The organism is Streptomyces sp. NPDC058086 (assembly GCF_042885015.1).
Classification (GTDB): domain Bacteria; phylum Actinomycetota; class Actinomycetes; order Streptomycetales; family Streptomycetaceae; genus Streptomyces.
This window is the reverse complement of record NZ_JBHVST010000017.1, coordinates 137,332-161,880: the sequence shown is the minus strand read 5'-3', so window position 1 is coordinate 161,880 and position 24,549 is coordinate 137,332. Positions and strand designations below refer to the sequence as shown.

The window sequence follows — 24,549 nt, the reverse complement described above, 5'->3', positions numbered from 1 at the left end:
TTATTTGGGTATCTTGGGGGGGTTTTTGCGTAATTTGACCAGGGGTTCCGGGCGGCGGGGGCGGGGTGCCCGGTGCGGAAGCAGCCGTATCTTCGGGAGCTTCGGCGGGTCGATGCGGACCTTGACCAGCGGCTCCGGGCGGCGCTTACGGGTCCTGCGCGGAAGGAAGTGCTTCGTCATGCGCCGCACCTCGCCCTCGCCACGTGCAGCTCGGGAGTGAGCACCTGCTTCGTCTTCGGCAGCACGATCCGGCCGTCGAAGTCGCAGAGGTAGAAGTTGAACCACGAGCCGTAGGACGCCGTCCCCGTCAGCTCGCCCAGCTTGTTCGGCAGCCGCTTCAGCACGCCCTCCACGGTGTTCTCGTTCTTGTTCAGCGTTCCGGTGAGATCGGTCAGCTCGGCGATGTCGTCCTTCAGGGGCGGACGCGCGTCCTTGAGCAGCCCCGAGGTGGCGTCCGTCAGATCGCCGATGCCCACCAGGGACTGCCCGATGGGCTTGCGGTCGGCGGACAGCCCCGAGATCACCCGACGCAGCTGCTTGAGCAGCCCGGAGAAACGGGCGCCGCGCTTGTCCAGCGTCTCCAGCACGGTGTTCAGGTTGTCGATCACCGAGCCGATCAGCTTGTCGCGGCCGGCCAGCGTCGTGGTGAGCGAAGCCGTGTGCGCGAGCAGGCTGTTGACGGTGCCGCCCTCGCCCTGGAGCGTCCGGATGATCTCGGTGGCGAGCTGGTTGACGTCCTGCGGGCTCAGCGCCGCGAACAGCGGCTTGAAGCCGTTCAGCAGCGCGTTGAGGTCCAGCGCGGGCTGGGTGCGCGACAGCGGGATCGTGGCGCCGGGCTTCAGCCGGGTGCCGTCTCCCGCGCCCTCGGTCAGGGCGACGTAACGCTGTCCGACCAGGTTCCGGTAGCGGATGACCGCGCCGGTGCTGTTCAGCAGCGGCCGGTCCTCACCGACAGTGAAGGCGACCTCCGCCAGCGTCCGGTCCTTGATCCGGATGCCCTCGACCTGGCCGACCCGCACCCCGGCCACCCGGATGTCGTCGCCCTTCTCCAGGCCCGTCACGTCGCTGAACACCGCGCGGTACGTGTGCTCGGGGGTGAAGGAGATGTTGACGATGGTGGCGGCGAGCAGGGCCGTAGCCAGGATCGTCACCAGGGCGAAGAGGCTGAACTTGATCAGCGGGGCGGCGGCCTGCCGGGCTCCTGACGTCCTCGTGGTCTTCGCGGTCTTCGCGGTCCTCGTGATCCTCATGCGACGCTCACCGCCGTCCCGCGCGCCAGCGGTCCGAACAACAGCGTCGCGACCGGCGGTACCTCGTCGACGGGCACGCCCATGACGGGCGCGACGAGCGAGCCGACTGCGCGCTGCTCGGTCCGGGTGGCGGAGACGCCGCCCGGGCCGGACGAACTGCCCCCCGCCGAACCGTCGTTGAGGTGGACCCCGGGCGCGGGCACCGGCGGATGGGGCAGGTCGCGGCAGTTGGGTCCCGACCGATCGTCGTAGCGCGGATACTCGCCGGGTTCGTACGCCCCCTGCTGGCGGACGACTTCGAGCGTGATGTGCATCTTGCCGCCCTGGAAAGCCTGCTCGGATGCCTGCTCCTCGCGCACCAGGCCGGCAAAGAGGCAGGGGTACTCGGGCGAGTAGCGGGCGAAGAGGTCGAGCGTGGGGCGGGAGACCCGGCCCAGGGTGATCAGCCGGTCGCCGTTCGCGTCGAGGAAGTCGTCCGCGGTGCCCGCGGCAGTGGCCGTCGTGGTGAGCGCGGACGCGAGCCGGTCCCGCTGCTCGACCAGGGTGCGGCTGGTGGTGACGGTGTTGCGCAGGATCTCCATCAGGTCGGGGGCCGCGTCGCCGTACACCTCGGCGACATCGGCCAATCGGGCGAAGTCCTCGGTGAGGGAAGGCAGGTGAGGATTGAGCCGGTGCAGATAGTCCTCCACGCGCGTGAGGTTGTCGCCGATCCGGTCGCCGCGCCCCTCGAGGGCGGTGGCGAACGCGGAGAGCGTGGCGTTGAGCTTGCCCGGCTGCACGGTCCGCAGCAGCGGCAGCAGGTCGTTCATCAGCTGCTGGAGCTCGATGCCGACGCGGGTGCGGTCCTGGGTGATGACGTCCCCCGCGCGGATGGGCCTGGCCGAGGAGCGCGCGGGCGCGACCAGGTCGACGTACTTCTCACCGAACAGGGTCTTGGGCAGCAGGCGTGCGTGCACGTCGGACGGGATGGACGCGACGTACTCCGGCTTGAGCGCGATGTCGAGCGTCGCCTTCGTCCCGTCGGCATGCACCGCGCGCACCTCGCCGACCAGCAGCCCGCGCAGCTTGACGTCGGCGCGGGGATCGAGCTGGTTGCCGATGCTGTCGGCCTCCAGCTCGATCCGTACGGCCGGGGTGAACACCTGTTGGTACACGGCGACGGACAGGGACAGCAGCAGCGCGAGTACGGCGAGGAACACGACGCCGTACAACCGCAGTCTCAGCACTCTCATACGGCTCACCCCGCAATCCGTACGGTCGTGCTGGCGCCCCAGATCGCGAGCGACAGGAAGAAGTCCAGGACGTTGATCGCGACGATCGAGGTGCGTACGGCGCGGCCCACGGCGACGCCGACGCCCGCCGGTCCGCCGCTCGCGTAGTAGCCGTAGAAGCAGTGCACCAGGATGATCAGGACGGCGAAGACGAGCACCTTCCCGAAGGACCACAGCACGTCGACCGGCGGCAGGTACTGCTGGAAGTAGTGGTCGTAGGTGCCCGCCGACTGCCCGTAGTAGCCGGTGGTGATGGTGCGGGCGGCAAAGTACGAGGACAGCAGCCCGACCACGTACAGCGGGATCACCGCGACAAAACCGGCGATCATCCGGGTGGTCACCAGGAACGGCAGCGAGGGCACGCCCATGACTTCGAGGGCGTCCGTCTCCTCGCTGATCCGCATCGCGCCCAGCTGCGCCGTGAACCCGGCGCCCACCGTCGCGGACAGCGCGAGCCCCGCCACCAGTGGCGCGATCTCCCGGGTGTTGAAGTACGCCGAGAGGAACGCCACGAAGTTCGAGGTGCCGAGCTGGTTGAGCGCGGCATAGCCCTGGAGGCCCACCTCCGTGCCGGTGAAGAACGACAGGAAGGCGATGACGCCGACCGTGCCGCCCACGACGGCGAGGGCGCCGCGTCCGAAGCTCACCTCGGCGAGCAGCCGCAGGATCTCCTTCTTGTAGCGGCGTACGGTGCGGCCCGTCCACGCCAACGAGCGGCCGTAGAAGGACAGCTGGCTGCCCAGTTCCTCCAGACGATTCAGCAGCGCCATGACTCAGCCCCTCTGCGGAACGACTTGGAAGTACACGGCGGTCATCACGAAGTTCGTCACGAACAGCAACATGAAGGTGATCACCACCGACTGGTTCACCGCGTCGCCCACGCCCTTCGGGCCGCCCTTCGCATTGAGTCCCTTGTACGAGGCGACGATCGCGGCGATCGCGCCGAACACCAGCGCCTTGATCTCCGCCGCCCACAGGTCGGAGAGCTGGGCGAGCGTGGTGAAGGAAGCGAGATACGCGCCCGGCGTGCCGTTCTGCAGGACGACGTTGAAGAAGTAGCCGCCCGCGACGCCCACCACCGACACCAGGCCGTTGAGCAGCACTGCCACCACCATCGACGCCAGGACCCGCGGGACGACCAGCCGGTGGATGGGGTCGATGCCCAGCACCTGCATCGCGTCGATCTCCTCGCGGATCTTCCGCGCCCCGAGATCCGCGCAGATCGCCGTGCCGCCGGCGCCCGCGATCAGCAGCGCGGTGACGATCGGCGAGGCCTCCCGCAGCACCGCGAGGACCGAGGCGGCCCCGGAGAAGGACTGGGCGCCGAGCTGCCGGGTCAGGCTGCCGATCTGCAGCGCGATGACCGCGCCGAAGGGGATGGACACCAGGGCCGTCGGCAGGATGGTGACGCTCGCGACGAACCAGGCCTGCTGGATGAACTCCCGCGCCTGGAACGGTCGTCGGGGGATGGTCCGGACGACGTCCAGCGCCATCGCGAAGAGGTTCCCCGAGTGCCTCAGCGCCCCGATGGGTGAGAGCCTCATGCGCCGGTCACCGCCTTCCGGTGCAGCTCGGCCTCGCGTCTCGCGATCGCCTCCCAGCGGGGCGGACGGGCGATGCCGGGGCCCGGCATCAGGCGCGGCGTCATGTCGTTGCCGACGTGGCGGGGTTTCCGGTCCGCGTCGCCGAGCCGCGCCAGCTCCTGCTCGACCTGCGCGGCGTCCTTCTCCTCCGCCATCCCGATCGGCCCCTGCATCCGGCCGTTCAGAAACTGCCGTACGACGGGCTCGTCGCTGGTCAGCAGCTCCTCACGGGGCCCGAACATGACCAGCTCACGGCGGAACAACAGCCCGATGTTGTCCGGCACCTGGCGGGCCGAGGCGATGTCGTGCGTGACGATCAGGAACGTCGCGTTGATCTGCGCGTTGAGGTCGACGATCAGCTGGTTGAGATAGGCGACGCGTACGGGGTCGAGGCCGGAGTCGGGTTCGTCGAAGAGGATGACCTCGGGGTCGAGGACCAGGGCTCGGGCGAGACCGGCTCGCTTTCGCATGCCGCCGGAGATCTCGCCGGGCAGCTTCCCCTCCGAACCGATCAGCCCGACCATGTCCATCTTCTCCAGCACGATGCGCCGGATCTGGCTCTCGGACTTGCGGGTGTGCTCGCGCAGCGGGAAAGCGATGTTGTCGTACAGGCTCATCGAGCCGAACAGCGCGCCGTCCTGGAACAACACCCCGAACAGCTTCCGTACCTCGTACAGCTCGTGCTCGCGCAGCTTGGTGACGTCCCGGCCCGCGACCTTCACGGAACCCCGGTCCGGCTTCAGCAGTCCGACGAGCGTCTTGAGGAACACCGACTTGCCCGTACCCGAGGGGCCGAGCATGACCGAGACCTCCCCGGCGGGCAGCGTCAGCGAGACGTCCTGCCAGATGACCTGGTGACCGAAGGACTTGGTCAGCCCTTCCACACAGATCTCGACACCCATCCGGTTCACCCTTCGGCCGTGGAGCAGCTCCGACATCTGCTCTACGGGGAGGGGCCGGGCGTCCGTCGCGACGGAGGCGGTTTTTTTCGGGGATCTTGCGGCCAGGTTTCCGGCGGCTCGACGGCCGCGCTTTTCCCGCTGGTTCTACGGCAGTCCTTTTTCCGGTTTTTCCGGCGGTTCTACGGCAGCGCGGTCGGGGTCGGTACGACGGCCGGGGCGGACGTGGCGGGAGCCTTCGGGAGGGCCGGAGGCGTCGTCGGGACCGTGGACGTGGCCGGCAGATCGGGGAGGCCGGGCACGCTCGGCAGGTCGGACACGCCGGGGACGTCGGGGACGGACGGCACTGGTGACAGCGAGGCGTCCGGCAGCGGTGGCACCGACAGAGGCAGCAACGACCGGTCGTTATCGCCGGGCGGCACCGTCGGTGTCGCCGCGTGGGACGCCGAGGCGGCCGACAGATCACGGGCGTTCGGGGCGGCCACCCGGCCGACGCCGTCGGGCCGGACGGTCTGCGTGGTCGCCTGGGCCATGCGGGACACGGAGGGTCGGGGAACCGTGCCCTGCCTGTCCCCGTCGTGGACGTACGGCAACACGAACCCCGCCACCACCAGGGTCGCGGCCGTCGAGGTCACCGCCACGGCCTGCGCGTGTCCGCCCGCGCGTAGCTTGCCGCGCCCCCACAGGAACAGGGCGAGGCCCAGCGTTCCGGCCAGCGAGTTGCGCAGCGTGCGCCGGGCCCGGGCGAGCAGCGACTCGACGGTGCGATAGCTCAGCCCCATGCGCACGGCGACCTGGCCGACGTCGAGGCCCTCGGACTTCAGCCGGAGTGCCTCGGCCTGGCGCGCGGGCAGCTCCCCGCTGCGCACGGCGAGCCACCTGGCCTCGGCCCGGTCGCACACCGCCTCCTCGACGGGCACCGGACCCGGCGCGGCGAGCGTGGGGCTGCGGTGTACCTCGGCCTCACGGTTGACCTGGCGATACCGATCGACGCACAGCCGCATGGTCACGGTCGTCAGCCAGCCGCCGAGGCGCTCGTCGTCCAGGTCGGGGCGCTCCGCGGCGCGCAGCATGGCCTCGTGCACCGCGTCCTCGGCGTCCTCCGGGCTCATCGACCTGCGCCGGGCCACCTTGAGCAGTTGCTCGCGGTGGCTCCACATGCGCTGCCAACGGTCGTGGGCCGCCTGTATCTCCGCAGGCATGTCCGGCATGTCCGTCGCCATGAGGGCCCCTTTGCGCTCACCCGCCGGTCCTGTGCCGTCCGGCGGGTGGTGACATTACCGCCCGGTAGCCGCGGTTGTGGAGGGGGCGGAGGTCATCGAGTCCCCGCTGTTACTGGTCAGCGGACCGCCGCTGGGCAGCAGGTCGTCGCCGGGCAGTTCGATGTCCGCACCGGGCGGGGGGAGTTGGGGCTTCTCCGTCGGAGTGGCCCCGCCCGCCGGACGGGACGTGCCGGGGGTCGGCGAGGGACGTGCGGACGGTGTCGGGGAGGGGACGGCGCTCGGACGGGCGGACGGTGTCGGCGAGGGTTTCGGCGTGGACGGCGGCCTCGACGGCTTCGGGTGCGCCGAGGACTTCGCGGAGCTGTCCGGCACCACCCGGTACCCTTCCAGGAAGTACGCGTACCAGGCCCTGACCGTGCGCAGATACGCCTCCGAGTGGTTGTAGCCGAGGACCGCCCGGTCCAGCTCGGCCGGGTCGGAGAGGTCTCGTCCGCCCGCACACAGGTAGCGCCCGGCGGCGAGCGCCGCGTCGAAGACGTTGTCCGGGTCGGCCCGCCCGTCGCCGTTGCCGTCCGTGCCCCAGCGGGCCCAGGTCGACGGGATGAACTGCATCGGTCCGACCGCCCGGTCGTAGGCCGCGTCCCCGTCGTACGTGCCGCTGTCGGTGTCCCGCACGACGGCGAAGGCGCCGCCGTCCAGCCGCGGCCCGAGGATGGGCGCCACGGTCGTACCGTCCGCCGTCACCCGTCCGCCGCGCGCCTGTCCGGACTCCACCTGGCCGATCGCGGCCAGCAACTGCCACCGCAGCCGGCAGCCGGGCGCGGCGCGCGCGAGTTCCGCCTCGGCGTGCCGGTAGGCGGCGAACACGCTCGCCGGCAGCCCGGCGCCCGCCACCGACGCCTCGCCCTTGCCTTCCCGGGTCCGCAGCAGCGGGAGGTCGGTGCGGTACCGGGTGTCGCCCGACACGGTCGGGCCCTGCTCGGCGGGCGCCTGCCGCGGGGGTACGGATGCCCGTGCCGGGACCGCCCCCGGCGCCTGTGACGCGGTCAGCGCCGCCATGGCCGCCGCCGCGATCGCCGTACCCCTGGCGCCTCTGACTCTGTGCCCTGCCACGTCGCGCTCCCGTCCCTGTGAGCTGATGTCGTCTGCTCTACGGGGCAGGGCGGCGTGTCCGTCGCACGGAGTGGGGCGATTTCGGGGAACGGGGTCCGCACGGCCGCAAGCGGATGTACTCCCGCTTCGTGGCCTTGCGCATCCGGCCTGCCGGACGCGAGGTCCGCCAGAACGTCGACGGCCCGGAACTACCCGTGTGCCGGCTGCTGGCCGAATGGCCCGTCGGTGAGAGCGAACCTGTGCAGTTCTGGCTGTCCGACCTGCCCTCCGGCATGCCTCTGACCACGCTGGTCCGGCTCGCCAAACTCCGCTGGCGCATCGAGCACGACTACCGGGAGATGAAGCAGGCCCTGGGACTTGCCCACTTCGAGGGCCGGACCTGGGGCGGCTGGCACCACCACGTCACCCTCGTCTCCGTCGCACACGCCTTCTGCACCCTGCAACGACTGGCCCGGGCCCCAAAAGACCCAGCGCCGGCCTGAGCCTCTCCCAAGTCGTCCGCGAGCTACAGACACTCCTCGCCCTCTGGACCGGTGCCTGCTCCACCTGCCACCGCAACATACCCACACCGATACGAACCTGACCAAGCCCTACTAGATGCCAGAACCTCAGCCCCGCTCCCGGTCGTCGCCCGGCCGGACTACGGCAGAGGGCCGCCGGGTGCGGAGGGTTCGGCGTACGCCGGGCTGCGCGAGCCGGTCAACTGGGCGGCGACGCTGACGGGTTGGGCAACCGGCCCGGTTCGCGCTCAGCGGCGTCCGAGGCGGCGCTCGGCCCGGTTGCGGGGCGGGAGCGGTCGGGCGGCCTCGGCCCGCTCCTCCTGCTCGCGAACCCGGCGCTCGTAGTCCTCGCGGGCGCCGATCTCGGCGGCGGTGCGGCGCGCGAGCGTCGGGGCGGCCCAGGTGCCGATCGCCCAGGCGACGGTGGCGGGCAGGACGGGCGCGAGGAGCAGCAGCGTCCAGCGGCCGCCGGCGGCCGAGGCGGCGTTCCTGCGCTGCCGGGAACGGTGCTCCCGCCATGCCTGTTCGGGGGTGGGGATCTCCACCGGTGCGCGCCGGGTGCGCACGAAAGCCGCGACGAGGCTGAGCAGGCAGGCGACCGCCGTCACCGCGTACACCGCGGTACGTGCGGAGCGGGGCACCCCCACCGCTTCCCAGAACCCCGCGTAGAAGGCGGTCACGACGAGCCCGGCGAACAGCAGCAGGGCGAGCTGGAAGCAGCCATGTGCGATCCGGCGCAGCCAGTACCCGGCGCCCCGGTCGAACCAGGTGGTGCCCAGGCGCGGAATCGTCGCCGGCTCCACCTGCTCCCCGGGGACGCCGTCCGCCGTACTTTTCATGTCGTCCCCACCAACATCAGAAGATCTTGTGCCACAGCGCCTTGGACTTGTCGCCGATCCAGTGGCCGGTGCCGGTCACCGTACCTTCGCCCGCGTGCCACGCCTGGGCCCCGGAGTGGCCGATGCCGTACAGCGTGCCCACGACCGCGCCGTGGTCGTCCCAGTCCTCGCTCCAGTGCTCGTGGAGCAGCTTGTCGGCGAAGGTTCCCACGCCGACGACGACCGCGCCGCCGACCGCGGCCGTGGCGACCACCCCGTCCACCGGGATCGAGGCCGCGAGACCGACACCGGCACCCAGGGCCACCAGGCCGCCGCCCACGTCGACGAGCACCGAGTGGCCCCAGGACCAGCCCTCGTCGTGGTCCTGCTTGGCCTCCAGACCGCCGACGGCCACCGTGGCCGCGACGTCGATGACCGGGATCTCCTTGAGGAACCCGGGAGCGCCCTCGGCGAGTTCACTGCCGCGCAGGACGTCCGCCATCTTGTAGTTGAGGTACCGGTCGTACGGCACATGGGAGCTGCCGTTCTCCAGCCCGGCCAGCCGCCCTTCCAGGCTGTCGAGTTGGTCGGCGGCGGCCTGCCACTCCCCGCGCAGCTTGAACGCCTTGGGGAGGTTCGCGTCCGCCGTCCGGAACTTGGCCTCCTCGTCCTTCAGCGCGGACAGCGCCTTGTCGTGCTCCTCCTGGGCGTGCTTGATGTCGTCGGCCATGTCCAGGCCGAGCGCCCGGTCGCCCTCCGCCCCAGCGGTCCACAGGCCGCGCAGGTAGTCGGCGACCACGATCTTGTCGCCCTTCTGCATCGGCTCGCTGAGGTCGATCTCGGCGTAGAGCTGGCCGATGTGATTGGCGGCGAGGAGCCGGGCACGCTGGGCCTGGTGCATCAGCTCCGTGTAGAGGGTGGTGTAGTCGTTGTTGTCCTTTGTTGCCTGCTCCTCCTTCTCGGAGGGCGGGTTGTTCGTCGCGAGGGGGATGGGCTCCCCCTTTGGCCCCATGGACACGCCCTTCTTCTGGGCGACATAGGCGGCGTTCTGCAGTGCCGTGTTGGCCGAGGACAGGTTGGTGGACAGGTCGGTGAGCTCCTTGCCCACCGCATACACCAGTTCCGCGAAGCCGCCGGCGGTGATCGCGTCCTTGGTCCAGGCGGCCTCGAACTTCTCCGCGGCCTCGCCCTTCCAGCCCGCGTCCTTGACGAGCTTGTCGACTCCCTCGCTGAGCGGTTTGACGATGTCGTCCAGGTGCTCCTTAGCACCGGTGAGGGCGGTGCCCATGGCGGCCAGACCGTCGATGTCGCCGCCCACCCAGGAATCCGTCACAGCTTGTGCCCCCCGTCTCGCTATCCCATCAGGTCTTCGAAAAGCCTGGTCGCCGCGCTCGGCGACGCGCAGCCGTGGGTGGCGGTGCCCCGCGCCGCAGCCGGCGGGCAAACGCGGGCGCAAGCCCAAGCGCGGGGCGGAGTTCGCGTTCGAGGTTGCCGCCACTCAGCCGGTCCCGTCCGTCACCACGGTGACCGACACCACCCACTACGGGAAGGCCGTCGCGACTGCCTGGGACCGCCTGCACCCGCTGCTGGTCAGGCGCTCGGCCTGGGCCGACCACCCCGAAGGAGAGCCGCCGGTCATCGAAGGCACCGTCATCCGTCTTCAGGTCGACCACCTCCGTGGAGACCGCAGCCCCAAGCCGGTCTGGCTGTGGTGGTCAGCCATCGCCGCTACTGCTGGGGATGTGGACCGGCTCTGGCAGGCATTCCTGCGCAGATTCGATCTTGAGCGCACATTCAGGATGTTCAAGCAGACGTTGGGGTGGACCGCTCCCAGACTCCGCGAGCCGGCCGCCGCCGACCGCTGGACCTGGCTCGTCATTGCCTCACACGCCCAACTCCGCCTTGCCCGGCCCCTCGCAGAAGACCTCCGCAAACCCTGGGAACGGCCCGCACGCCAAGGGCGCCTCACACCCGCACGCGTCCGTCGAGGATTTCGCCGCCTCCACGGGAAAACCCCTCAGCCGGCCAGCGCACCGAAACCCAGCACCGCAGGCCCCGGCCGGCCAACCGGCGTGAAGAACAAGCACCGTGCACGCGAGCACCCCGTCGGGAAACAGGACAAACCAAACCTCGCGGCAGCCATCACAGGCAGCAGAGCTGCATAAACGCCAAGCTGAGACTGTGCAGTGAAATTTGGGGCCTTACACCTCCCCACGGTGCCGCCGGACCCCCCCGTCCGGCGGCACCGCCATGTGCGCGGCCCGGTGCTGGATGCGGCCTCAAGGCTTCACATTAGATCTTGCAGGCTAGATTTTCATTGTTGCAATGTTCTGTCTACTTCTTGCGTGTCCATGTCGACGATATTACGGTCCCCCTCGCGTCGTCAGCACCCCCTGCCTCCCCCCTGTCTCCCGGCTCCCCTTGAGCCCCGTCCCTCCCTCTCTGGCGGTGTCAGCGGCACAGTTCCGGCATTTCGTGATGAAAGGAGTGGCAAGTGTTCCATTCCATCCGAGATCTGAGACGAGTCCTCGTCTGGGCGGTGAGCACCGCGATGGTGGCTGCCGTCGGCGTCTTCGCTCTGGCTGTCCAACCTGCCTGGGCGGCGACCGCTGCCACTGGCGGCAGCGGCGCGAACCTGCCGTACGTCGAGGTGCAGGCGGAGAACTCCGTCACCAACGGCACGTCCATCGGCCCGAGTTACACCCAGGGTCAGTTGGCCGACGAGGCGTCGTACCGCAAGGCGACGACGCTGCAGGGCACCGGCGAGTACGTCACGTTCACCACGCCGGTGGCGACCAATTCGATCAACTTCCGGTACAGCATCCCCGACACCTCGGGCGGCTCGGTCTACACCGCCGCGCTGTCCCTGTACATCAACGGCGTCAAGCAGCCCGACTTCACCCTGACCAACGCCTACAGCTGGTACTACGGCAGCTACCCCTTCACCAACTCGCCGGGCAGTAACGCACCACTTCTTCGACGAGGCCCACCGCCTGTTCTCCACCACCTATCCGGCGGGAACGACCTTCAAGCTGCAGGTCGATTCGGGGGACACCGCCTCCTCGTACACGATCGACTTCGCCGACTTCGAGCAGGTCGGCGCCGCCCTGACCGCACCCTCGGGGTCGGTGTCGGTGACCAGCAAGGGCGCCGACTCCACCGGTGTGAGCGACGCGACCAGCGCGTTCAACGCCGCGATCAGCGCGGCCGGTTCCGGCGGCACCGTGTGGATCCCGCCGGGCACCTACAACATCCCCGGCCACATCAGTGTCAACAACGTCACGATCGCCGGTGCCGGCATGTGGTACTCGACCGTCACCGGCACGGCACCCGGCTTCTACGGCAACTCCGCGCCCTCGGCCAGCACCAACGTGCATCTCCAGAACTTCGCGATCTTCGGCAATGTGCAGGAACGCGACGACAGTGCCCAGGTCAACGGCATCGGCGGCGCGATGAGCAACTCGACCGTGGCCGGCCTGTGGATCGACCACATGAAGGTCGGCGCCTGGATGGACGGGCCGATGGACGGGCTGACGTTCACCGGCATGCGCATCCGTGACACCACCGCCGACGGCATCAACTTCCACGGCGCCGTCACCAACTCGAAGGTGACCAACAGCGACATCCGCAACACCGGCGACGACGGCATCGCCACCTGGGCGGACTCCGGTATCGGCGCCGACGCCAACGACACGATCTCCAACAACACCGTGTCCCTGCAGATCCTCGCCAACGCCATCGCGATCTACGGCGGCCACGACAACACCGTCAGCGGCAACCGGGTGGTGGACACCGGCCTCGCCCAGGGCGGCGGCATCCACGTGGGGCAACGCTTCACCTCGACGCCGGTCGGCACCACCACGATCTCCGACAACACCATGATCCGGGCCGGCAGCCTGGACCCCAACTGGCAGTTCGGCGTGGGCGCCCTGTGGTTCGACGGCAGCCAGGGCGCGATCACCGGCCCCATCAACGTGACCAACGCGCTGATCCAGCAGAGTCCGTACGAAGCGGTCCAGTGGGTCGAGGGCACCATCAGCGGCGTCAACCTCAACAACGTGACCATCGCCGGCACCGGAACCTTCGCCCTACAGGAACAGACCGGCGGCGCCGCCAAGTTCACCAACGTCACGGCGACCGGCGTCGGTTACTCGTCCCCGGTGTACAACTGCTCGGGCGGCAACTTCGTCGTCACCGACGGCGGCGGCAACTCCGGCATCAGCGGCACGCCGTACTGCGGCGGTTGGCCGGCCCCGGTGTATCCGCCGTACCCGTCCGAAGGTGTGACGGCCACCCCCGGCGCGCTCAACTTCGGTTCGGTCGCGACCGGTTCGACGAGCACCGCACAGACCGTGACGGTCTCCAACCCGACCGACACCGCCGCGTCCGTCTCGTCGATCTCCACCAGCGGCGACTACTCCCAGACCAACACATGCGGCGCGTCGATCGCGGCGAACGGCTCGTGCACCGTCAGCGTGAGGTTCGCGCCGACGGCGACCGGCAGCCGTAACGGCACTCTGGCCGTCGACGCGGGCGGGATCACCAACACGGTCAGCCTCTCCGGTACCGGCACCACGCCGGGCCCGGTGCTGAACACCGACCCGGCGAGCCTGTCCTTCGCCGATACGGTGGTCGGCTCGTCGGCCACCGCGCAGACGGTGAAGGTGACCAACTCGGGCACCGCATCGGCGACCGTCTCGGGCGTCACGGCGACCGGTGACTTCAGCCAGACCAACAACTGCTCCACCCTCGCGGTCGGCGCGTCCTGCACGGTGACCGTCGGGTTCAAGCCCACCACGGGCGGATCGCGCACGGGCAACCTGAACGTCACCAGCAACGCCAACAACAGCCCCACCGTCGTCGCCCTGTCCGGCAGCGGCATCGACAGCACCACCAACATCGCCGCCGGGAGGCCGGCGTCGACGAGTTCGAGCAACAGCCCGTACGTCGCCTCGAACCTCACCGACACGGACGCGTCGACGTACTGGGAGGGCACGAACGGTTCGTTCCCGCAATGGGCCCAGGTCGACCTCGGCCAGAACTACGGCGTAGGCAAGGTCGTGCTCAAGCTCCCGCCGTCCACGGCATGGTCGGCTCGTACGCAGACCCTGTCCGTGCAGGGATCCACGGACGGTTCGAGCTTCTCGACGATCAAGGCCTCGGCGGGGTACACCTTCGACCCGAACGCCAACAACAACACGGTGACCATCACGTTCAGCGCCGCCACGGCGAGATACGTGCGGGTGAACATCACCGCCAACACAGGGTGGAACGCCGCCCAGTTGTCGGACTTCGAGGTGTTCCCCAGCGACGGCGGCTCCTCGCCGGCGACCTTGTCGGCCAGCCCGACGTCGTTGACGTATCCCACCCAGGCGCTCAACACCTCCAGCGGTGCGCAGACGGTCACGGTGACCAACACCGGTACCGCGGCCGCGACCGTCTCCGGCATCACCGTCACGGGCGACTTCTCGCAGACCAACAACTGCGGGACGTCGATCGCGGCGAACGCCTCCTGCACGGTCAACGTCACGTTCAGGCCCACCGCGTCCGGCACCCGCACCGGCGATCTCAGCATCGCCAGCAACGCGTCGAACGGCACGACCACGGTCGCGCTGACCGGCACCGGGGCGGGCACGGCGAGCAGGAACCTGGCAGCAGGCGCGGCCACCACCGAGTCCAGCCACACCGACGTCTACCCGTCGTCGAACGTGACGGACGGCAACCAGGGCACCTACTGGGAGAGCGCCAACAACGCCTTCCCGCAGTGGGTGCAGGTGGATCTCGGTTCCGCGCAGAGCGCCGGCCGGGTCGTCCTCCAGCTCCCGGCCGGCTGGGGTGCCCGTAACCAGACGTTGTCCCTGTCGGGCAGCACCGACGGCGCCGCCTTCACCACCATCAAGTCGTCGGCCACGTACACCTTCGACCCCGCCACCAACAACACGGTCACCATCACGTTCACCGCGACCACCCAGCGATACGTCCGGGTGAACATCACGGCGAACAACGGCTGGCCGGCCGGTCAGATCTCGGAGTTCCAGGTTTGGAACACCTGATCCGGCCTGAGGGTGCCGTCGAGCGCGAGCGCGTTCGTGCCCGGCGGCACCGACCACCGAAGAGGAGTCCGGGAGGAGTCCAGATGGGTGCCACACGCAGAGTCTTCTTACGGGCCGCGGTCGCGGCCACCGCGGTGGGAACCGTGGGAGCGACCGAGACCGTACTCGCCGAGACCGCGTCGGCGGCCAGCCCGCCGGGCGACGTGGTCGGCAAGATCAGCGTCGGCTACCAGGGCTGGTTCGCCTGCATCGGCGACGGCGCGCCCATCAACGGCTGGTGGCACTGGAGCCAGAACTGGGGCCAGTCGCCGTCCCCGAACAACACCAACATCAAATGCTGGCCCGACGTGCGGGACTACACCAGCACGTACCAGACCTCGTACGCCGCCCTCGGCAACGGCCGGCCCGCCACGCTGTTCTCCTCGTACGACCAGCAGACGGTGAACACCCACTTCCTGTGGATGCAGCAGAACGGCATCGACACGGCCGCCCTCCAGCGCTTCAACCCCACCGGCGGTGAGGGCCCCACCCGCGACGCCATGGCGACCAAGGTGCGCGGCGCCGCCGAGTCGTACGGCCGGAAGTTCTACATCATGTACGACGTGACGGACTGGACGAACATGCAGTCCGAGATCAAGGCGGACTGGACGAACAAGATGTCCGCGCACACCGCGTCCTCGGCATACGCGAAACAGAACGGCAAGCCGGTCGTCTGCGTCTGGGGCTTCGGCTTCAACGACAACGACCACCCCTTCACCGCCGACGCCTGCCTCGACGTCGTCAACTGGTTCAAGGGCCAGGGGTGTTACGTCATCGGCGGCGTCCCGCGCGAATGGCGGACGGGCACCGGGGGCTCACGGCCCGGCTATCTGGGCGCCTACCACGCCTTCAACATGATCTCGCCGTGGATGGTCGGCGCCATCGCCAATGTGACCGAGGCCGACGACGCCTACAACACCTACACCCTCGGCGACCAGGCCGACTGCAACGCCAACGGCATCGACTACCAGCCCTGCGTCCTGCCCGGCGACGTCTCCGGCCGGCAGCGCGCGCACGGCGACTTCATGTGGCGGCAGTTCTACAACATGGTGCGGGCCGGGGTGCAGGGCATCTACATCTCGATGTTCGACGAGTTCAACGAGGGCAACCAGATCGCCAAGACCGCCGAGACTCAGGCATGGGTGCCCACCAACTCCGGATTCCTCGCTCTCGACGAAGACGGCACCGCCTGCTCCTCCGACTACTACCTGCGCCTGACCGGCGACGGCGGCCGCATGCTCAAGGGCCAGATTGCGCTGACCGCTACTCGTCCCACCCAGCCGACCGTCCCCACCGGCGGTGACACCACACCGCCCGCCGCGCCGGGTGCCCTGACGGTCACCGGGCACACCAGCAACTCCGTCTCGCTGGCCTGGAACACGTCGACCGACAACGTCGGCGTGACCGGCTACCGCGTCTTGCAGGTGCCCGGCTCGACCAGCACACAGGTGGGCACCACCAGCGCCGCCTCGTTCACTGTCACCGGACTCGGCGCGTCCACCGCGTACACCTTCGACGTCGTCGCCTTCGACGCGGCGGGAAACGAGTCGCAGCCCTCCAACCAGGTCACCGTCACTACCGACCCCCCTTCCAGCACCACCGACCTCGCCCTCCACCGCCCCACCTCGGAGAGCAGCCACACCCAGATCTACGCCTCGGGCAACGCGACCGACGGCGACACCAACACCTACTGGGAGTCCGCCAACAACGCCTTCCCGCAGTGGGTCCAGGTCGATCTGGGCGCCGCCACCGGCGTCAGACGGATCGTCCTCGACCTCCCCCCGGCGTCCGCCTGGGCCACCCGTACCCAGACCGTCTCCGTCCAGGGCAGCACCGACAGCGGCACCTTCGCCCAGCTTCTCGCCCCGGCGGGCTACACCTTCGACCCGGCGACCGGCAACACCGCGACCCTCACGCTTCCCTCCACCGTCACCACCCGCTACGTACGACTCACCTTCACCGCCAACAGCGGCTGGCCGGCCGGGCAGGTCTCGGAGTTCCAGGTCTTCGGCGCCTGATGAACAGAGGGCCTCGACCTTACGGTGGGCTCCTTCTTCTCGGATTCAGGCCACCGAAGCCGTCCGTAAACCCGTGCGCCCTCGCCCCGTGCGGAATGCCGTTTTCTTGCCTGAGAGCCGTAGGGAAGTCCCGCTCCCGCCCCACGTTCTGGAGGCCCTCGAACGTCACATCCACCGGCTGGAGCGTGACGTCGTGGTCTTCACCACCGTCATCAAGGGCCGTGCCAACGAGGGGAAAGGCCCGGCCCCGGATTACGATCGCCGGCGTGTGCACGGCTTCACCACGCTGCGGGTCGGTCTGGTCTCCACCGTGTAGCCGCGGCTCTCGGCTTCGGTGAGGAGCGCGTGCATGATTCGCAGGGCTCGGTCGGCGAGCGGGCGAGACAGGTACAGCGGGATGACCTCCGGTCTGCCCCGGGTGTCGACCACGTTCTGAGACCGGCCGAGGGCCTTGCGCGTCGCGTATGGGGCTCGGGGTTCTCAGGCGCGGAGGCGACGGCACCCGCCGGATAGTGCGCGGCTGCCGTTGGGCTGCCCCCGCAGTGATCAGGGATATCCCTCGGACGGTGTCGAATGGGGCAGGGCGTCCGTGGTCGTTACCGCTGGAGGACCGCGTGGTTCTGGTGACTGCGTACCGGCGGACCGACCTGAAGCGGTGGCAGCCCGCCGTGCTGTTGGGCCAACCGGCAGCCGTCCTGGTCGACCAAGGCTATGTCATGGTGCCAGGTCGGATCGGATCGGATCTGACCTGGGCTTTCTCATGTCCTGGGTAAAGTCAGGACTCGTACCAGAAGACCCCGTCGACGCCGCCGTTCGCGATGGTCTGGGTCATGACGTTTCCGTCGTTCGCGTAGCGCCTGTGCGTGTCTGTGAGGAAGAAGGTGTAGGCGGACACGGGTGTCGTGGCGTCGCAGGCCAGGTCTGTGCGGATGCAGAAGCGGGCGACCGGGACGCCCGGGAACTCCTTGGGGCCGGGGCCGGCGGAGGTGAAGCCGAGGGCGCCCAGGCCCTTGGGGACCTTGGCCCACAGGCCGGTGTCGGGCTGCTTCGGGTCGGCGTACAGCATGCCGTTGACCAGTTCCCGCGGGATGTCGGTGCCGCCGCCCGCGATCGTCTCCAGTACCTGGTCGGCGGCCTGCGCGCCTTGGGAGTAGCCCACGATCGTGAGGCGTGCGGTCGGGTCCTTGCGGTGGGTCTCCTCGGCGGCGGCCAGGAGGTTCTTGTAGCCCTGCGCGACGCTGCTGTCGTAGCTCGGCGCGGTCACGTCCGGCGTGTTCTGGCCGTTGAGCCAGGGGCCGGCACTGGCCGGGTAACAGACCGGGACGGGGATGCCGCCGTCCAGGTGCTGGTTGGCGTAGTAGTACGTCATGGTGCACCCGGGCGCGTCCGTCGCGGAGCCGGTGCCGCCAAGTTCGATGTAGTAGTGGTTGGGGGACTCGGCGTGCGCGGCCGTGGGTGCGATGGCGGCGGCGGCCGCCATCGCGACTGTGAGGGCGACGGTCTTGGCGCGGCGCGTGAGTCGGTTGGTGTTCCGCATTGGATGTTCCCCCGGGGTCCGATGACATGGTGGTTGCTGGTGGGACGGCACCTGACGTTAGGGAGGAGCGATGAAATCGTGATGAAGCGCGATCCCGCGGACGCGTCATCTCCGACGGGCCGGCCGGCCGGGGACGGGGAGTGTTGGATGGGCCTGGGCCAGGTGGTGTTGCAGGCGGGCGTGGCGGAACTGGTAGACCGCGCCGGCCTGGCGCAGTACACCGCGCCGGTAGGCGTCGTCGAGGAAGGTGACGACGGCCCAGGGCAGGCGCCCGGTCAAGGGCAGCCAGATCCGGGAGAGTACGAGCCACTGGCCCCAGGCGGTCATGGTGAGCGCGTATCCGAGGGCACCGCCGAGACCGCTGATGGTGCCGAGTACGAGTCCGGCGCTGGGGCTCCAGACGAGTGGACCCAGTGGCCCCTGCAGGAGGTCGACCACTGCTCCGGCTCCGAACCCGACCACCGCCCCGAAGGTGGGCGCCCAGACAAGCAGTTGGGTGGTCACGGTGCCGCGGTTGGTGTTCAGGAGGCTGCGTGGGTCGACGGCGGAGCGGATGTCGAGGGGGCTTTCCAGAAGGCCGACAAGGCAGAAGGTGAGTCCGGCGCCGCCGCTGAAGACCAGGCCGAAGACGATCGCGTCGACAAGCCCGATGTGCAGCGCGGTAGAGAGCCCGGCCTTCCCGACGAGCTTGCTGACCACCGCGCCGACCGCGAATCCGTAGCCGAAGCCGAAGACCAGTCCGCCCAGCATCCCGATGACCAGTCGGGGCCCGGCCTTCCACTGGATGGTCCCTGGCCTGCCGCGGATCTGCAGGCGTACGACGGACGGTGTCACCGGTATGTCCCTGACCGCGAACGTGAGCCAGTGCACGAGCCCGAACATGAGTCCGGAAAGGAGTCCGACGATCGTCGCGTCCACGATCGGGAACGGGAACGGGCTGCCAATGGCGGTGGAGACGGCGCAGTCGACGAGGCCGATGGCCAGTCCTGTCACCAGTGCCGTGACCAGGGTGCGGGTGGAGCGGCGCAGTCCGCTGCCGAGTCGCCACCAGGCCAGGTCGGGGGTTTCGAGCCGGTTGAGGTGGTGGGCGAGGTAGCCGAGCCAGTGTCGGGCGTGCTCCGGGTCGAAGGTGGGGCGAGGCCGGGCGCCCGGGGCCTGCGGAAGTCGGCGGCGGTAGACGGTCGGGATGAAGTTGTCCAGGAGGTGGTCTTCCAGCTCGTCCGGGCTGCCGAATCGCTCGGTGTCGAGGAGTGAGGCCGGGTCGTGGTCGGGGGTGTCGCTGTAGATGGTGCGGGCGAGCGCGACCATCAGAGGGTTGGCCAGGACTGCGGCGAGGGGGGACACGGGCTGGTCCTGCGGCTGCTCGCGCAGTGTGGTCAGTACGGGCTCCCAGGCGTTCGCGGTGGGGTTCGCGCGGCCGGGCTTGCGGGTGGTGCGGGGGAGGTAGTTGGCCAGGTCGTCGAGGGTGAGGTCGGTGAGTTCGAGCGCGGCGGCGGAGGTCAGTACGTCGGTTTCGGCGACCGCGGCGGCGTATTCGGCGGGGCGGCTGGTGAGCAGCAGGGGGAGGGTGGTGGCGTTGAGGGCTTCCAGCGCGGGGCGGCGCAGGCCGTGGGCCATCTCGTCGAAGCCGTCCAGGACCGGGAGTATGCGGCCGGACTCGACCAGGGCGGAGGCCAGGGTTGTTCCGCCGGGGCCCTGGGCGGCGTAGCCGGGGTGGTCGCGGGTCAGTTGGCTGGTCAGCCAGTCCCGCAGGGTGATGGCGGTGGGGTTCCATGCGCCGATGCTGAAGATCACCGGAACGGGCTCCGCCGGCGTCCGTGACTTGAGGCGGTCGAGGACGAAGCGCAGGGCCAGGATCGTCTTGCCCGAGCCGGATCTCCCCAGCACCACCAGTCGCCCGGACGGGATGCGCCGGTACAGCTCGGCGATGTCGTCCAGCCGGCCGTCCAGGTCCAGCGGGTCGGCCGCCGCTCCCGCCGGGAGACGGAGGATGTTGGCCCAGTGGTCGGTCAGCTCCTCGGGGGCCGCCTGCCAGCGGACGGGCAGAGGGAACGGGTCCTGGATCTGTCGGTGTTCCTCCTCGCGCTGCCAGCGGGCGGCCACGGCCTTCGCGAGTTGCTCGGTCGCGTCCGACGGCGCGTCATGCGCTGCCGACGTCGGCTGTCCCGAAGCCGACGACGCAGACCCTGGTTCCTCCGACCCCGGTTCCTCCGATTCTGGATCCTCCGGACCCGGCTCTTCCGTGGCGGCCTCGTCCTGCCCGCCGCCGTCCGGGTTCCGGCGGACGGCGGCGCCGAGTAACTCCTCGCGCTCCACGGGCCGTAGCGGCAGAGCCTTGGCCAGCTCCCGCACCGTGGTCATGCGCGGGTTGGAGCGCCTGCCGGTTTCCAAGCCGCGGATGGTGCGCACGCTCACCCCGGAACGCTCGGCCAACTCCTCCTGGGTCAGCCCCGTCTGGACCCGCAGCCGCCGCAGCACATCGCCGAACCCACTGGTCACAAGTCACGGCCCTTTCCTCTGAGATATCGCCTTTTCGCAGGTGGGGGACTCTAGCGCGGCCACCGGCCACATATGACCGGTTCAATGTCCTGTCCACGTTTCCTCCACCGGGGCCACCTTCGAGGGCATCGAGGGATCGACTCGACGGGTCGAGTGGATCGACCGGTCCGGAGAACGGGGAACAGCCATGCAGACGACGACCGCACCGCACGGACGGCCGACCGTCACCGCCCTTACTCCGCAGGAGCGTGAGGTGCTCTACGCGCTCGGCTGCGGCCTGGAGGACGCCGAGATCGCCGACGTCCTCGCCCTGCCCGAGCTTGTGGTGAGCGGGCTCCTGGGGCGCGTCCTGGTGAAGTTGGAGCTGCGGGACCGGGCTGCCGCCATCGTGCACGCCTTCGACTGCGGCCTGGTCGTGCCCGGACAGGGCCCACGCAGGCAGGCGGCGGCGCGGGGGATCACTGTCCGTCAGCGGACGGGCCCCGCACCCGGTCCGTGGCTTCGGGTCTCCGTGCTCGGCCCCTTGCGGGCGTGGCTCGCCGGTCAGCCCGTGGACGTGGGCCCGGTGCGGCAGCAGGCCGTGCTGGCGGCGTTGGCGCTGAGCCCTGACCGTTCGGTCAGCCGGCAGCAACTGCTCGATGGCGTCTGGGGGATGGAGTCGCCGGGCGGGAACGTCGTACCGGTCTATGTCTACCGGCTGCGCAAGAGCCTGCGTCTCGGGGAGTGCCCGGACTCGCTGATCAGGCGCGACCGGTACGGCTACGGACTGGTCCGCGGTGTGGCCGAGCTGGACGTGGCGTGCATGGAGGTACTCGTCACCGCGGCCGGGGCGGCCGAGCGCGCCGGTGACCTGTCCGAGGCGGTGCGGCTGTGCGACCGGGCGCTGGACCTGTTCTGTGGTGTGCCGTTGGCCGGACTGCCCGGCCCGTTGGCCGAGTTGGAACGGCTGCGGCTCGCCGAGCGCAGGGTCGCCCTGGCGCAGCGGAAGGCGGACTGGCAGCTGAGGCTCGGCCGGGTTGCCGAGGCGATCGCCGGGCTGTCCGCCCTGGCTCTGGAAGAGCCGCTGAACGAACCGGTCGCCGTGCTGCTGATGCGCGCGCTGCAGCGCGGCGGTCGGCGGGCCGAGGCGCTGGCTGTCTTCGACCGCGCCGGCCGGCGGCTCGCGGACGACCTGGGGGTGGCCCCGGGCGAACTGCTGCGGCGGGCTCGGTGGGCGGTCCTGCGCGGGGACGACTCGGGCGCCGGTCGCGGCCGGGTGGGTGCGGCATGAGCGACGGGACCTCCCGCGACCGTGACGAGGAGTTGCTGCTGGCGAGGATCTCCGCAGCCGCCGGCCGCGCACACCTCGGCAGGCGACGCGCCACCTATCGGGCGGCACCGCACGGAGCCACCGCGCGTGCCGGGCGGGGAGTGGCGATTCGGGTGCTCGGGCGGGCCGTTGCGGAGGGCGCGTGCCGCTTGTGGCGGGCCGGTGGCAGGACGGGGGTGAACGCGGGCGCCCGGCTGGACTTCTACGAGCAGGGGATGACGGCTGTCGTCGACGGGCGGATCCATGTCATCCGCTACGACACCACCCTGGTGCGTCGGCGCAGAGTTCTGTCCCCGAAGGGAATCACCCGCGCCCACGTGCTCGTCGACGTCGACGGTGAGCGGATCATGCTGAGCGGCGGCGACTTCGGCCACCCGGAGGTGTGGGGACCCGAGATCCGTCGTGCCGTCACCGAGGCCCAGGTGCCGCGGGCCCTGGCCGCGCTGGCCGAGGGGGCGCGGCTCACCTTCGGCCCCGTATGGATCACCAGGGACGAGATCGGCTCCCGAGGAACGTCCCTGCGATGGCCGCAGGTCCAGCAGGTCGAGATCTTGAACGGTTCCGTCGCGATCCGCGTCGCCAGGCGGTGGCAGGTGCTGGGAGCCGTGGCGTCCGGGATCCCGAACCCCTTCGTCTTCCACGCCCTCGCCGAGCACCTGGTTGGTGCCGCACGGAACGACGACTGACGTACGACCCCCTGTTTCACGGCGATTTCACCGGCTGCTCCTAGCGTCCGGCAGGACGCGCCGGCAGCCACACGCAACCCACCGAGCACAACCGCCGGTGACGATCCGAAGGAGACCGGCATGGCCGACAGCTACCGACACCGGTGCGGCGAGTGCGGGCACCGCACCGCCTGGGGGAGCGAATCGCACGGCGAGCAGGCGATCGAGACCCACTACGCCCGGAGCCATCCGCATGTCGTCCCCGGGGGGATGGTCGAGTTCCGCAAGGGGTCCTCCTCCGGCGGCGGTTCCGGTTGCCTCATCGCCCTGGGGATCGTGGTCCTGCTCCTGATCATCGCTTCCCGGCACTGACGGACAGGCGACAGCCAGGAGACGGAGGATCACGCGGCAGCACCGGCCGGCATCGAGTTCGCAACAACACCGAACACACCCAACACTCACCAAGAACACCCGGAGGTCAGATCCATGTCCGTTCCCTTTCGGCCGAGCCGGCGCTCCCTGCTCAAGGCCGGTATGGGCCTGCCGCTCGCTGGAGTGGGCTTGCTCGGTGCCACCCCTGCCGTGGCCGCCGGGCAGAGCGGTACGCCGCTGTGCGACCAGGCCGGTGACTCGGCGAGTCAGCAGGGCCTGGGCTCCAGCGATCTCGGCATCCCGTACCTCCGGGAGCACGACGGAAGTTGGGGCTATGTCTTCGGCGACTCGTGGACGGGGATGCAGCAGAGCGGCGACTACATCGGCTCCCCGGTGATGCTGAACCAGGCGAGCTTCGACGCCTCCGGCGCGACACCGATCTCGTTCACCTGGGCGCAGCCGACCGGCGGTCAGGCCGACCAACTGTTCAACTACCAGCACAACACGGACAACGGGTACGGCTTCGAGGTGAGCCGCATACCCAACGACTGCATCGAGTTCGGCGGCCGCACGTACATCCAGTACACGTCCGTGGCCACCTGGGACCCGCCGGCCGGCTACGACGGTTCGCTGATGTCCGGTGTCGCCTACTCCGACGACTACGGGGTGACCTGGAACGACTACGACTACCACTGGGCCGGCGACACTCAGGGGGCGAACCAGTCCCTGTACGGCATGTGGTCGTTCGCGGGCATCGACCCCGACGGCTGGCTCTACATCTTCTCCAAGCGCTGGAACGGCACCCACAAGAACACGGCCGACGGCGGAGCCATCCAGCTGTTCCGGATCCAGCCGGGCGACTTCCGCGACGGCAACTTCGGCGCCCAGCAGAACTGGGCCCATCTCGACGGTTCCTGGCAGTGGACCACCGCGGCGGCGCCGTCGGTCATCCTGACCGGGCACAACACCGGCGAGTTCTCCGTGAAGCGGATCGACGGCACCTACTGCATGAGCTACTTCGACGTCGACATGGGCGCGATCTGCACCCGCGCCGCTCCCCACCCCGACGCCGGGTGGAGCATCCCGATCCCGCGGATCACCGCCTTGACGGTGCCCAACCTCTACGGCGGCTACATCCACCCCGGCAGTGCGAGCGCGACCTCGCTGACCCTCCTCGTGTCGCACTGGAACGGCATCCTGGGGCAGCCGTACCGGGTGCTGCAGTTCGACGGCATCAATCCGTGATCGGAGCGGGTCCCAGGTCAGAGCGCCTCCGACCTGGGCGGGCGCCTCGGCCACCGACGCTTCGCCTGACGGAATCGAGCAGCAGAGTCGCCCTGCCCCACGGGGTCGGCCATGGGCCGCAGACTCCTCGGATCGGCACCGTGCTCGCTTCTTGC

General features: G+C 69.7%; 19 protein-coding genes and 4 pseudogenes. 11 read left to right on the top strand and 12 right to left on the bottom strand.

Annotated features, from left to right (window positions below):
- Positions 1 to 176 precede the first annotated feature (176 nt).
- The 7 genes from ACFVWD_RS16555 to ACFVWD_RS16525 form a co-directional block, all read right to left on the bottom strand.
- Positions 177 to 1,250, bottom strand: coding sequence for an MCE family protein (locus tag ACFVWD_RS16555; RefSeq protein WP_389596752.1), 1,074 nt, complete (start codon positions 1,248 to 1,250; stop codon positions 177 to 179).
- Positions 1,247 to 2,482, bottom strand: a complete 1,236-nt coding sequence (locus ACFVWD_RS16550; protein WP_389596750.1) for an MCE family protein — start codon at positions 2,480 to 2,482, stop codon at positions 1,247 to 1,249. Before ACFVWD_RS16550 ends, ACFVWD_RS16555 begins: the two co-directional genes overlap by 4 nt.
- A gap of 5 nt (positions 2,483 to 2,487) precedes the next feature.
- Entirely contained in the window at positions 2,488 to 3,291 is an 804-nt protein-coding gene (locus ACFVWD_RS16545; protein WP_060899958.1) for an ABC transporter permease, read from the bottom strand.
- 3 nt (positions 3,292 to 3,294) lie between these two features.
- Positions 3,295 to 4,065 (bottom strand): MlaE family ABC transporter permease, encoded by a 771-nt coding sequence (locus tag ACFVWD_RS16540; RefSeq protein ID WP_389596748.1) that lies wholly within the window; start codon positions 4,063 to 4,065, stop codon positions 3,295 to 3,297.
- Positions 4,062 to 5,006: an ABC transporter ATP-binding protein gene (locus ACFVWD_RS16535; RefSeq protein WP_168508368.1), complete on the bottom strand. Its 945-nt coding sequence runs from the start codon at positions 5,004 to 5,006 to the stop codon at positions 4,062 to 4,064. The genes ACFVWD_RS16540 and ACFVWD_RS16535 overlap by 4 nt, the downstream gene beginning before the upstream one ends.
- 179 nt (positions 5,007 to 5,185) lie before the next feature.
- Entirely contained in the window at positions 5,186 to 6,226 is a 1,041-nt protein-coding gene (locus ACFVWD_RS16530; RefSeq protein ID WP_389596746.1) for a sigma-70 family RNA polymerase sigma factor, read from the bottom strand.
- A gap of 54 nt (positions 6,227 to 6,280) precedes the next feature.
- Positions 6,281 to 7,339 (bottom strand): lytic murein transglycosylase, encoded by a 1,059-nt coding sequence (locus ACFVWD_RS16525; protein WP_389596745.1) that lies wholly within the window; start codon positions 7,337 to 7,339, stop codon positions 6,281 to 6,283.
- Positions 7,340 to 7,371: 32 nt separating this feature from the next.
- Between ACFVWD_RS16525 and ACFVWD_RS16520 the strand changes: the two are divergent.
- Positions 7,372 to 7,821, top strand: a pseudogene (locus tag ACFVWD_RS16520) (transposase); the annotation flags it as partial.
- 266 nt (positions 7,822 to 8,087) lie between these two features.
- Here ACFVWD_RS16520 and ACFVWD_RS16515 read toward each other — a convergent pair.
- Positions 8,088 to 8,678: a hypothetical protein gene (locus ACFVWD_RS16515; RefSeq protein WP_389596743.1), complete on the bottom strand. Its 591-nt coding sequence runs from the start codon at positions 8,676 to 8,678 to the stop codon at positions 8,088 to 8,090.
- 16 nt (positions 8,679 to 8,694) lie between these two features.
- Complete coding sequence (locus tag ACFVWD_RS16510; RefSeq protein WP_389596766.1) at positions 8,695 to 9,990, bottom strand: WXG100 family type VII secretion target; 1,296 nt, start codon at positions 9,988 to 9,990, stop codon at positions 8,695 to 8,697.
- An 82-nt stretch (positions 9,991 to 10,072) separates the two neighbouring features.
- Between ACFVWD_RS16510 and ACFVWD_RS16505 the strand changes: the two are divergent.
- Together ACFVWD_RS16505 and ACFVWD_RS16500 are read left to right on the top strand one after the other, a co-directional pair.
- A pseudogene (locus ACFVWD_RS16505) lies at positions 10,073 to 10,822 on the top strand (transposase); the annotation flags it as partial.
- Positions 10,823 to 11,208: 386 nt separating this feature from the next.
- Positions 11,209 to 11,695: pseudogene (locus ACFVWD_RS16500) on the top strand (coagulation factor 5/8 type domain-containing protein); the annotation flags it as partial.
- On the opposite strand, the gene ACFVWD_RS16495 reads toward ACFVWD_RS16500, so the two are convergent.
- Positions 11,665 to 11,802, bottom strand: coding sequence for a hypothetical protein (locus tag ACFVWD_RS16495; protein WP_389596765.1), 138 nt, complete (start codon positions 11,800 to 11,802; stop codon positions 11,665 to 11,667). The pseudogene ACFVWD_RS16500 and the gene ACFVWD_RS16495 overlap by 31 nt on opposite strands.
- Between ACFVWD_RS16495 and ACFVWD_RS16490 the strand changes: the two genes are divergently transcribed.
- The 4 genes and pseudogenes from ACFVWD_RS16490 to ACFVWD_RS16475 all read left to right on the top strand — a co-directional run.
- A complete protein-coding gene (locus ACFVWD_RS16490; RefSeq protein ID WP_389596764.1) occupies positions 11,792 to 14,710 on the top strand; it encodes a choice-of-anchor D domain-containing protein in 2,919 nt (972 codons plus the stop codon). The two genes, ACFVWD_RS16495 and ACFVWD_RS16490, sit on opposite strands and share 11 nt — an antisense overlap.
- Positions 14,711 to 14,793: 83 nt before the next feature.
- Positions 14,794 to 16,767 carry a discoidin domain-containing protein gene (locus tag ACFVWD_RS16485; RefSeq protein ID WP_389596742.1) on the top strand — a complete coding sequence of 658 codons (1,974 nt, stop codon included), beginning with the start codon at positions 14,794 to 14,796 and terminating at the stop codon, positions 16,765 to 16,767.
- A gap of 106 nt (positions 16,768 to 16,873) precedes the next feature.
- Positions 16,874 to 17,083, top strand: coding sequence for a hypothetical protein (locus ACFVWD_RS16480; RefSeq protein WP_389596740.1), 210 nt, complete (start codon positions 16,874 to 16,876; stop codon positions 17,081 to 17,083).
- 265 nt (positions 17,084 to 17,348) lie between these two features.
- Positions 17,349 to 17,447: pseudogene (locus ACFVWD_RS16475) on the top strand (IS5/IS1182 family transposase); the annotation flags it as partial.
- 95 nt (positions 17,448 to 17,542) lie between these two features.
- Here ACFVWD_RS16475 and ACFVWD_RS16470 read toward each other — a convergent pair.
- Positions 17,543 to 18,304, bottom strand: a complete 762-nt coding sequence (locus ACFVWD_RS16470) for a PE-PPE domain-containing protein (RefSeq protein ID WP_389596738.1) — start codon at positions 18,302 to 18,304, stop codon at positions 17,543 to 17,545.
- Positions 18,305 to 18,409: 105 nt separating this feature from the next.
- The gene (locus tag ACFVWD_RS16465; protein ID WP_389596736.1) at positions 18,410 to 20,803 is read right to left on the bottom strand and encodes a helix-turn-helix domain-containing protein; all 2,394 of its coding nucleotides are present in this window, start codon (positions 20,801 to 20,803) and stop codon (positions 18,410 to 18,412) included.
- 187 nt (positions 20,804 to 20,990) lie between these two features.
- On the opposite strand from ACFVWD_RS16465, the gene ACFVWD_RS16460 reads away from it, so the two are divergent.
- The 4 genes from ACFVWD_RS16460 to ACFVWD_RS16445 all read left to right on the top strand — a co-directional run bounded on the left by ACFVWD_RS16460 (position 20,991) and on the right by ACFVWD_RS16445 (position 24,394).
- A complete protein-coding gene (locus ACFVWD_RS16460) occupies positions 20,991 to 22,073 on the top strand; it encodes a BTAD domain-containing putative transcriptional regulator (RefSeq protein WP_389596734.1) in 1,083 nt (360 codons plus the stop codon).
- The gene (locus tag ACFVWD_RS16455; protein WP_389596732.1) at positions 22,070 to 22,798 is read left to right on the top strand and encodes a DUF6585 family protein; all 729 of its coding nucleotides are present in this window, start codon (positions 22,070 to 22,072) and stop codon (positions 22,796 to 22,798) included. The genes ACFVWD_RS16460 and ACFVWD_RS16455 overlap by 4 nt, the downstream gene beginning before the upstream one ends.
- 120 nt (positions 22,799 to 22,918) lie before the next feature.
- Complete coding sequence (locus ACFVWD_RS16450) at positions 22,919 to 23,149, top strand: hypothetical protein (protein WP_389596731.1); 231 nt, start codon at positions 22,919 to 22,921, stop codon at positions 23,147 to 23,149.
- Positions 23,150 to 23,263: 114 nt separating this feature from the next.
- On the top strand, positions 23,264 to 24,394 hold the full coding sequence (locus ACFVWD_RS16445) for a DUF4185 domain-containing protein (protein WP_389596729.1): 1,131 nt from the start codon (positions 23,264 to 23,266) through the stop codon (positions 24,392 to 24,394).
- The last annotated feature ends 155 nt before the right edge of the window (positions 24,395 to 24,549 follow it).

Excerpts from the sequence above, each read along its gene's own strand:
- ACFVWD_RS16445 (WP_389596729.1), top strand. The coding sequence starts at position 23,264 with ATGTCCGTTCCCTTTCGGCCGAGCCGGCGCTCCCTGCTCAAGGCCGGT.
- ACFVWD_RS16515 (WP_389596743.1), bottom strand. The coding sequence starts at position 8,678 with ATGAAAAGTACGGCGGACGGCGTCCCCGGGGAGCAGGTGGAGCCGGCG.
- ACFVWD_RS16485 (WP_389596742.1), top strand. The coding sequence starts at position 14,794 with ATGGGTGCCACACGCAGAGTCTTCTTACGGGCCGCGGTCGCGGCCACC.
- ACFVWD_RS16455 (WP_389596732.1), top strand. The coding sequence starts at position 22,070 with ATGAGCGACGGGACCTCCCGCGACCGTGACGAGGAGTTGCTGCTGGCG.
- ACFVWD_RS16545 (WP_060899958.1), bottom strand. The coding sequence starts at position 3,291 with ATGGCGCTGCTGAATCGTCTGGAGGAACTGGGCAGCCAGCTGTCCTTC.
- ACFVWD_RS16470 (WP_389596738.1), bottom strand. The coding sequence starts at position 18,304 with ATGCGGAACACCAACCGACTCACGCGCCGCGCCAAGACCGTCGCCCTC.
- ACFVWD_RS16550 (WP_389596750.1), bottom strand. The coding sequence starts at position 2,482 with ATGAGAGTGCTGAGACTGCGGTTGTACGGCGTCGTGTTCCTCGCCGTA.
- ACFVWD_RS16530 (WP_389596746.1), bottom strand. The coding sequence starts at position 6,226 with ATGGCGACGGACATGCCGGACATGCCTGCGGAGATACAGGCGGCCCAC.
- ACFVWD_RS16555 (WP_389596752.1), bottom strand. The coding sequence starts at position 1,250 with ATGAGGATCACGAGGACCGCGAAGACCGCGAAGACCACGAGGACGTCA.
- ACFVWD_RS16450 (WP_389596731.1), top strand. The coding sequence starts at position 22,919 with ATGGCCGACAGCTACCGACACCGGTGCGGCGAGTGCGGGCACCGCACC.
- ACFVWD_RS16540 (WP_389596748.1), bottom strand. The coding sequence starts at position 4,065 with ATGAGGCTCTCACCCATCGGGGCGCTGAGGCACTCGGGGAACCTCTTC.
- ACFVWD_RS16460 (WP_389596734.1), top strand. The coding sequence starts at position 20,991 with ATGCAGACGACGACCGCACCGCACGGACGGCCGACCGTCACCGCCCTT.
- ACFVWD_RS16535 (WP_168508368.1), bottom strand. The coding sequence starts at position 5,006 with ATGGGTGTCGAGATCTGTGTGGAAGGGCTGACCAAGTCCTTCGGTCAC.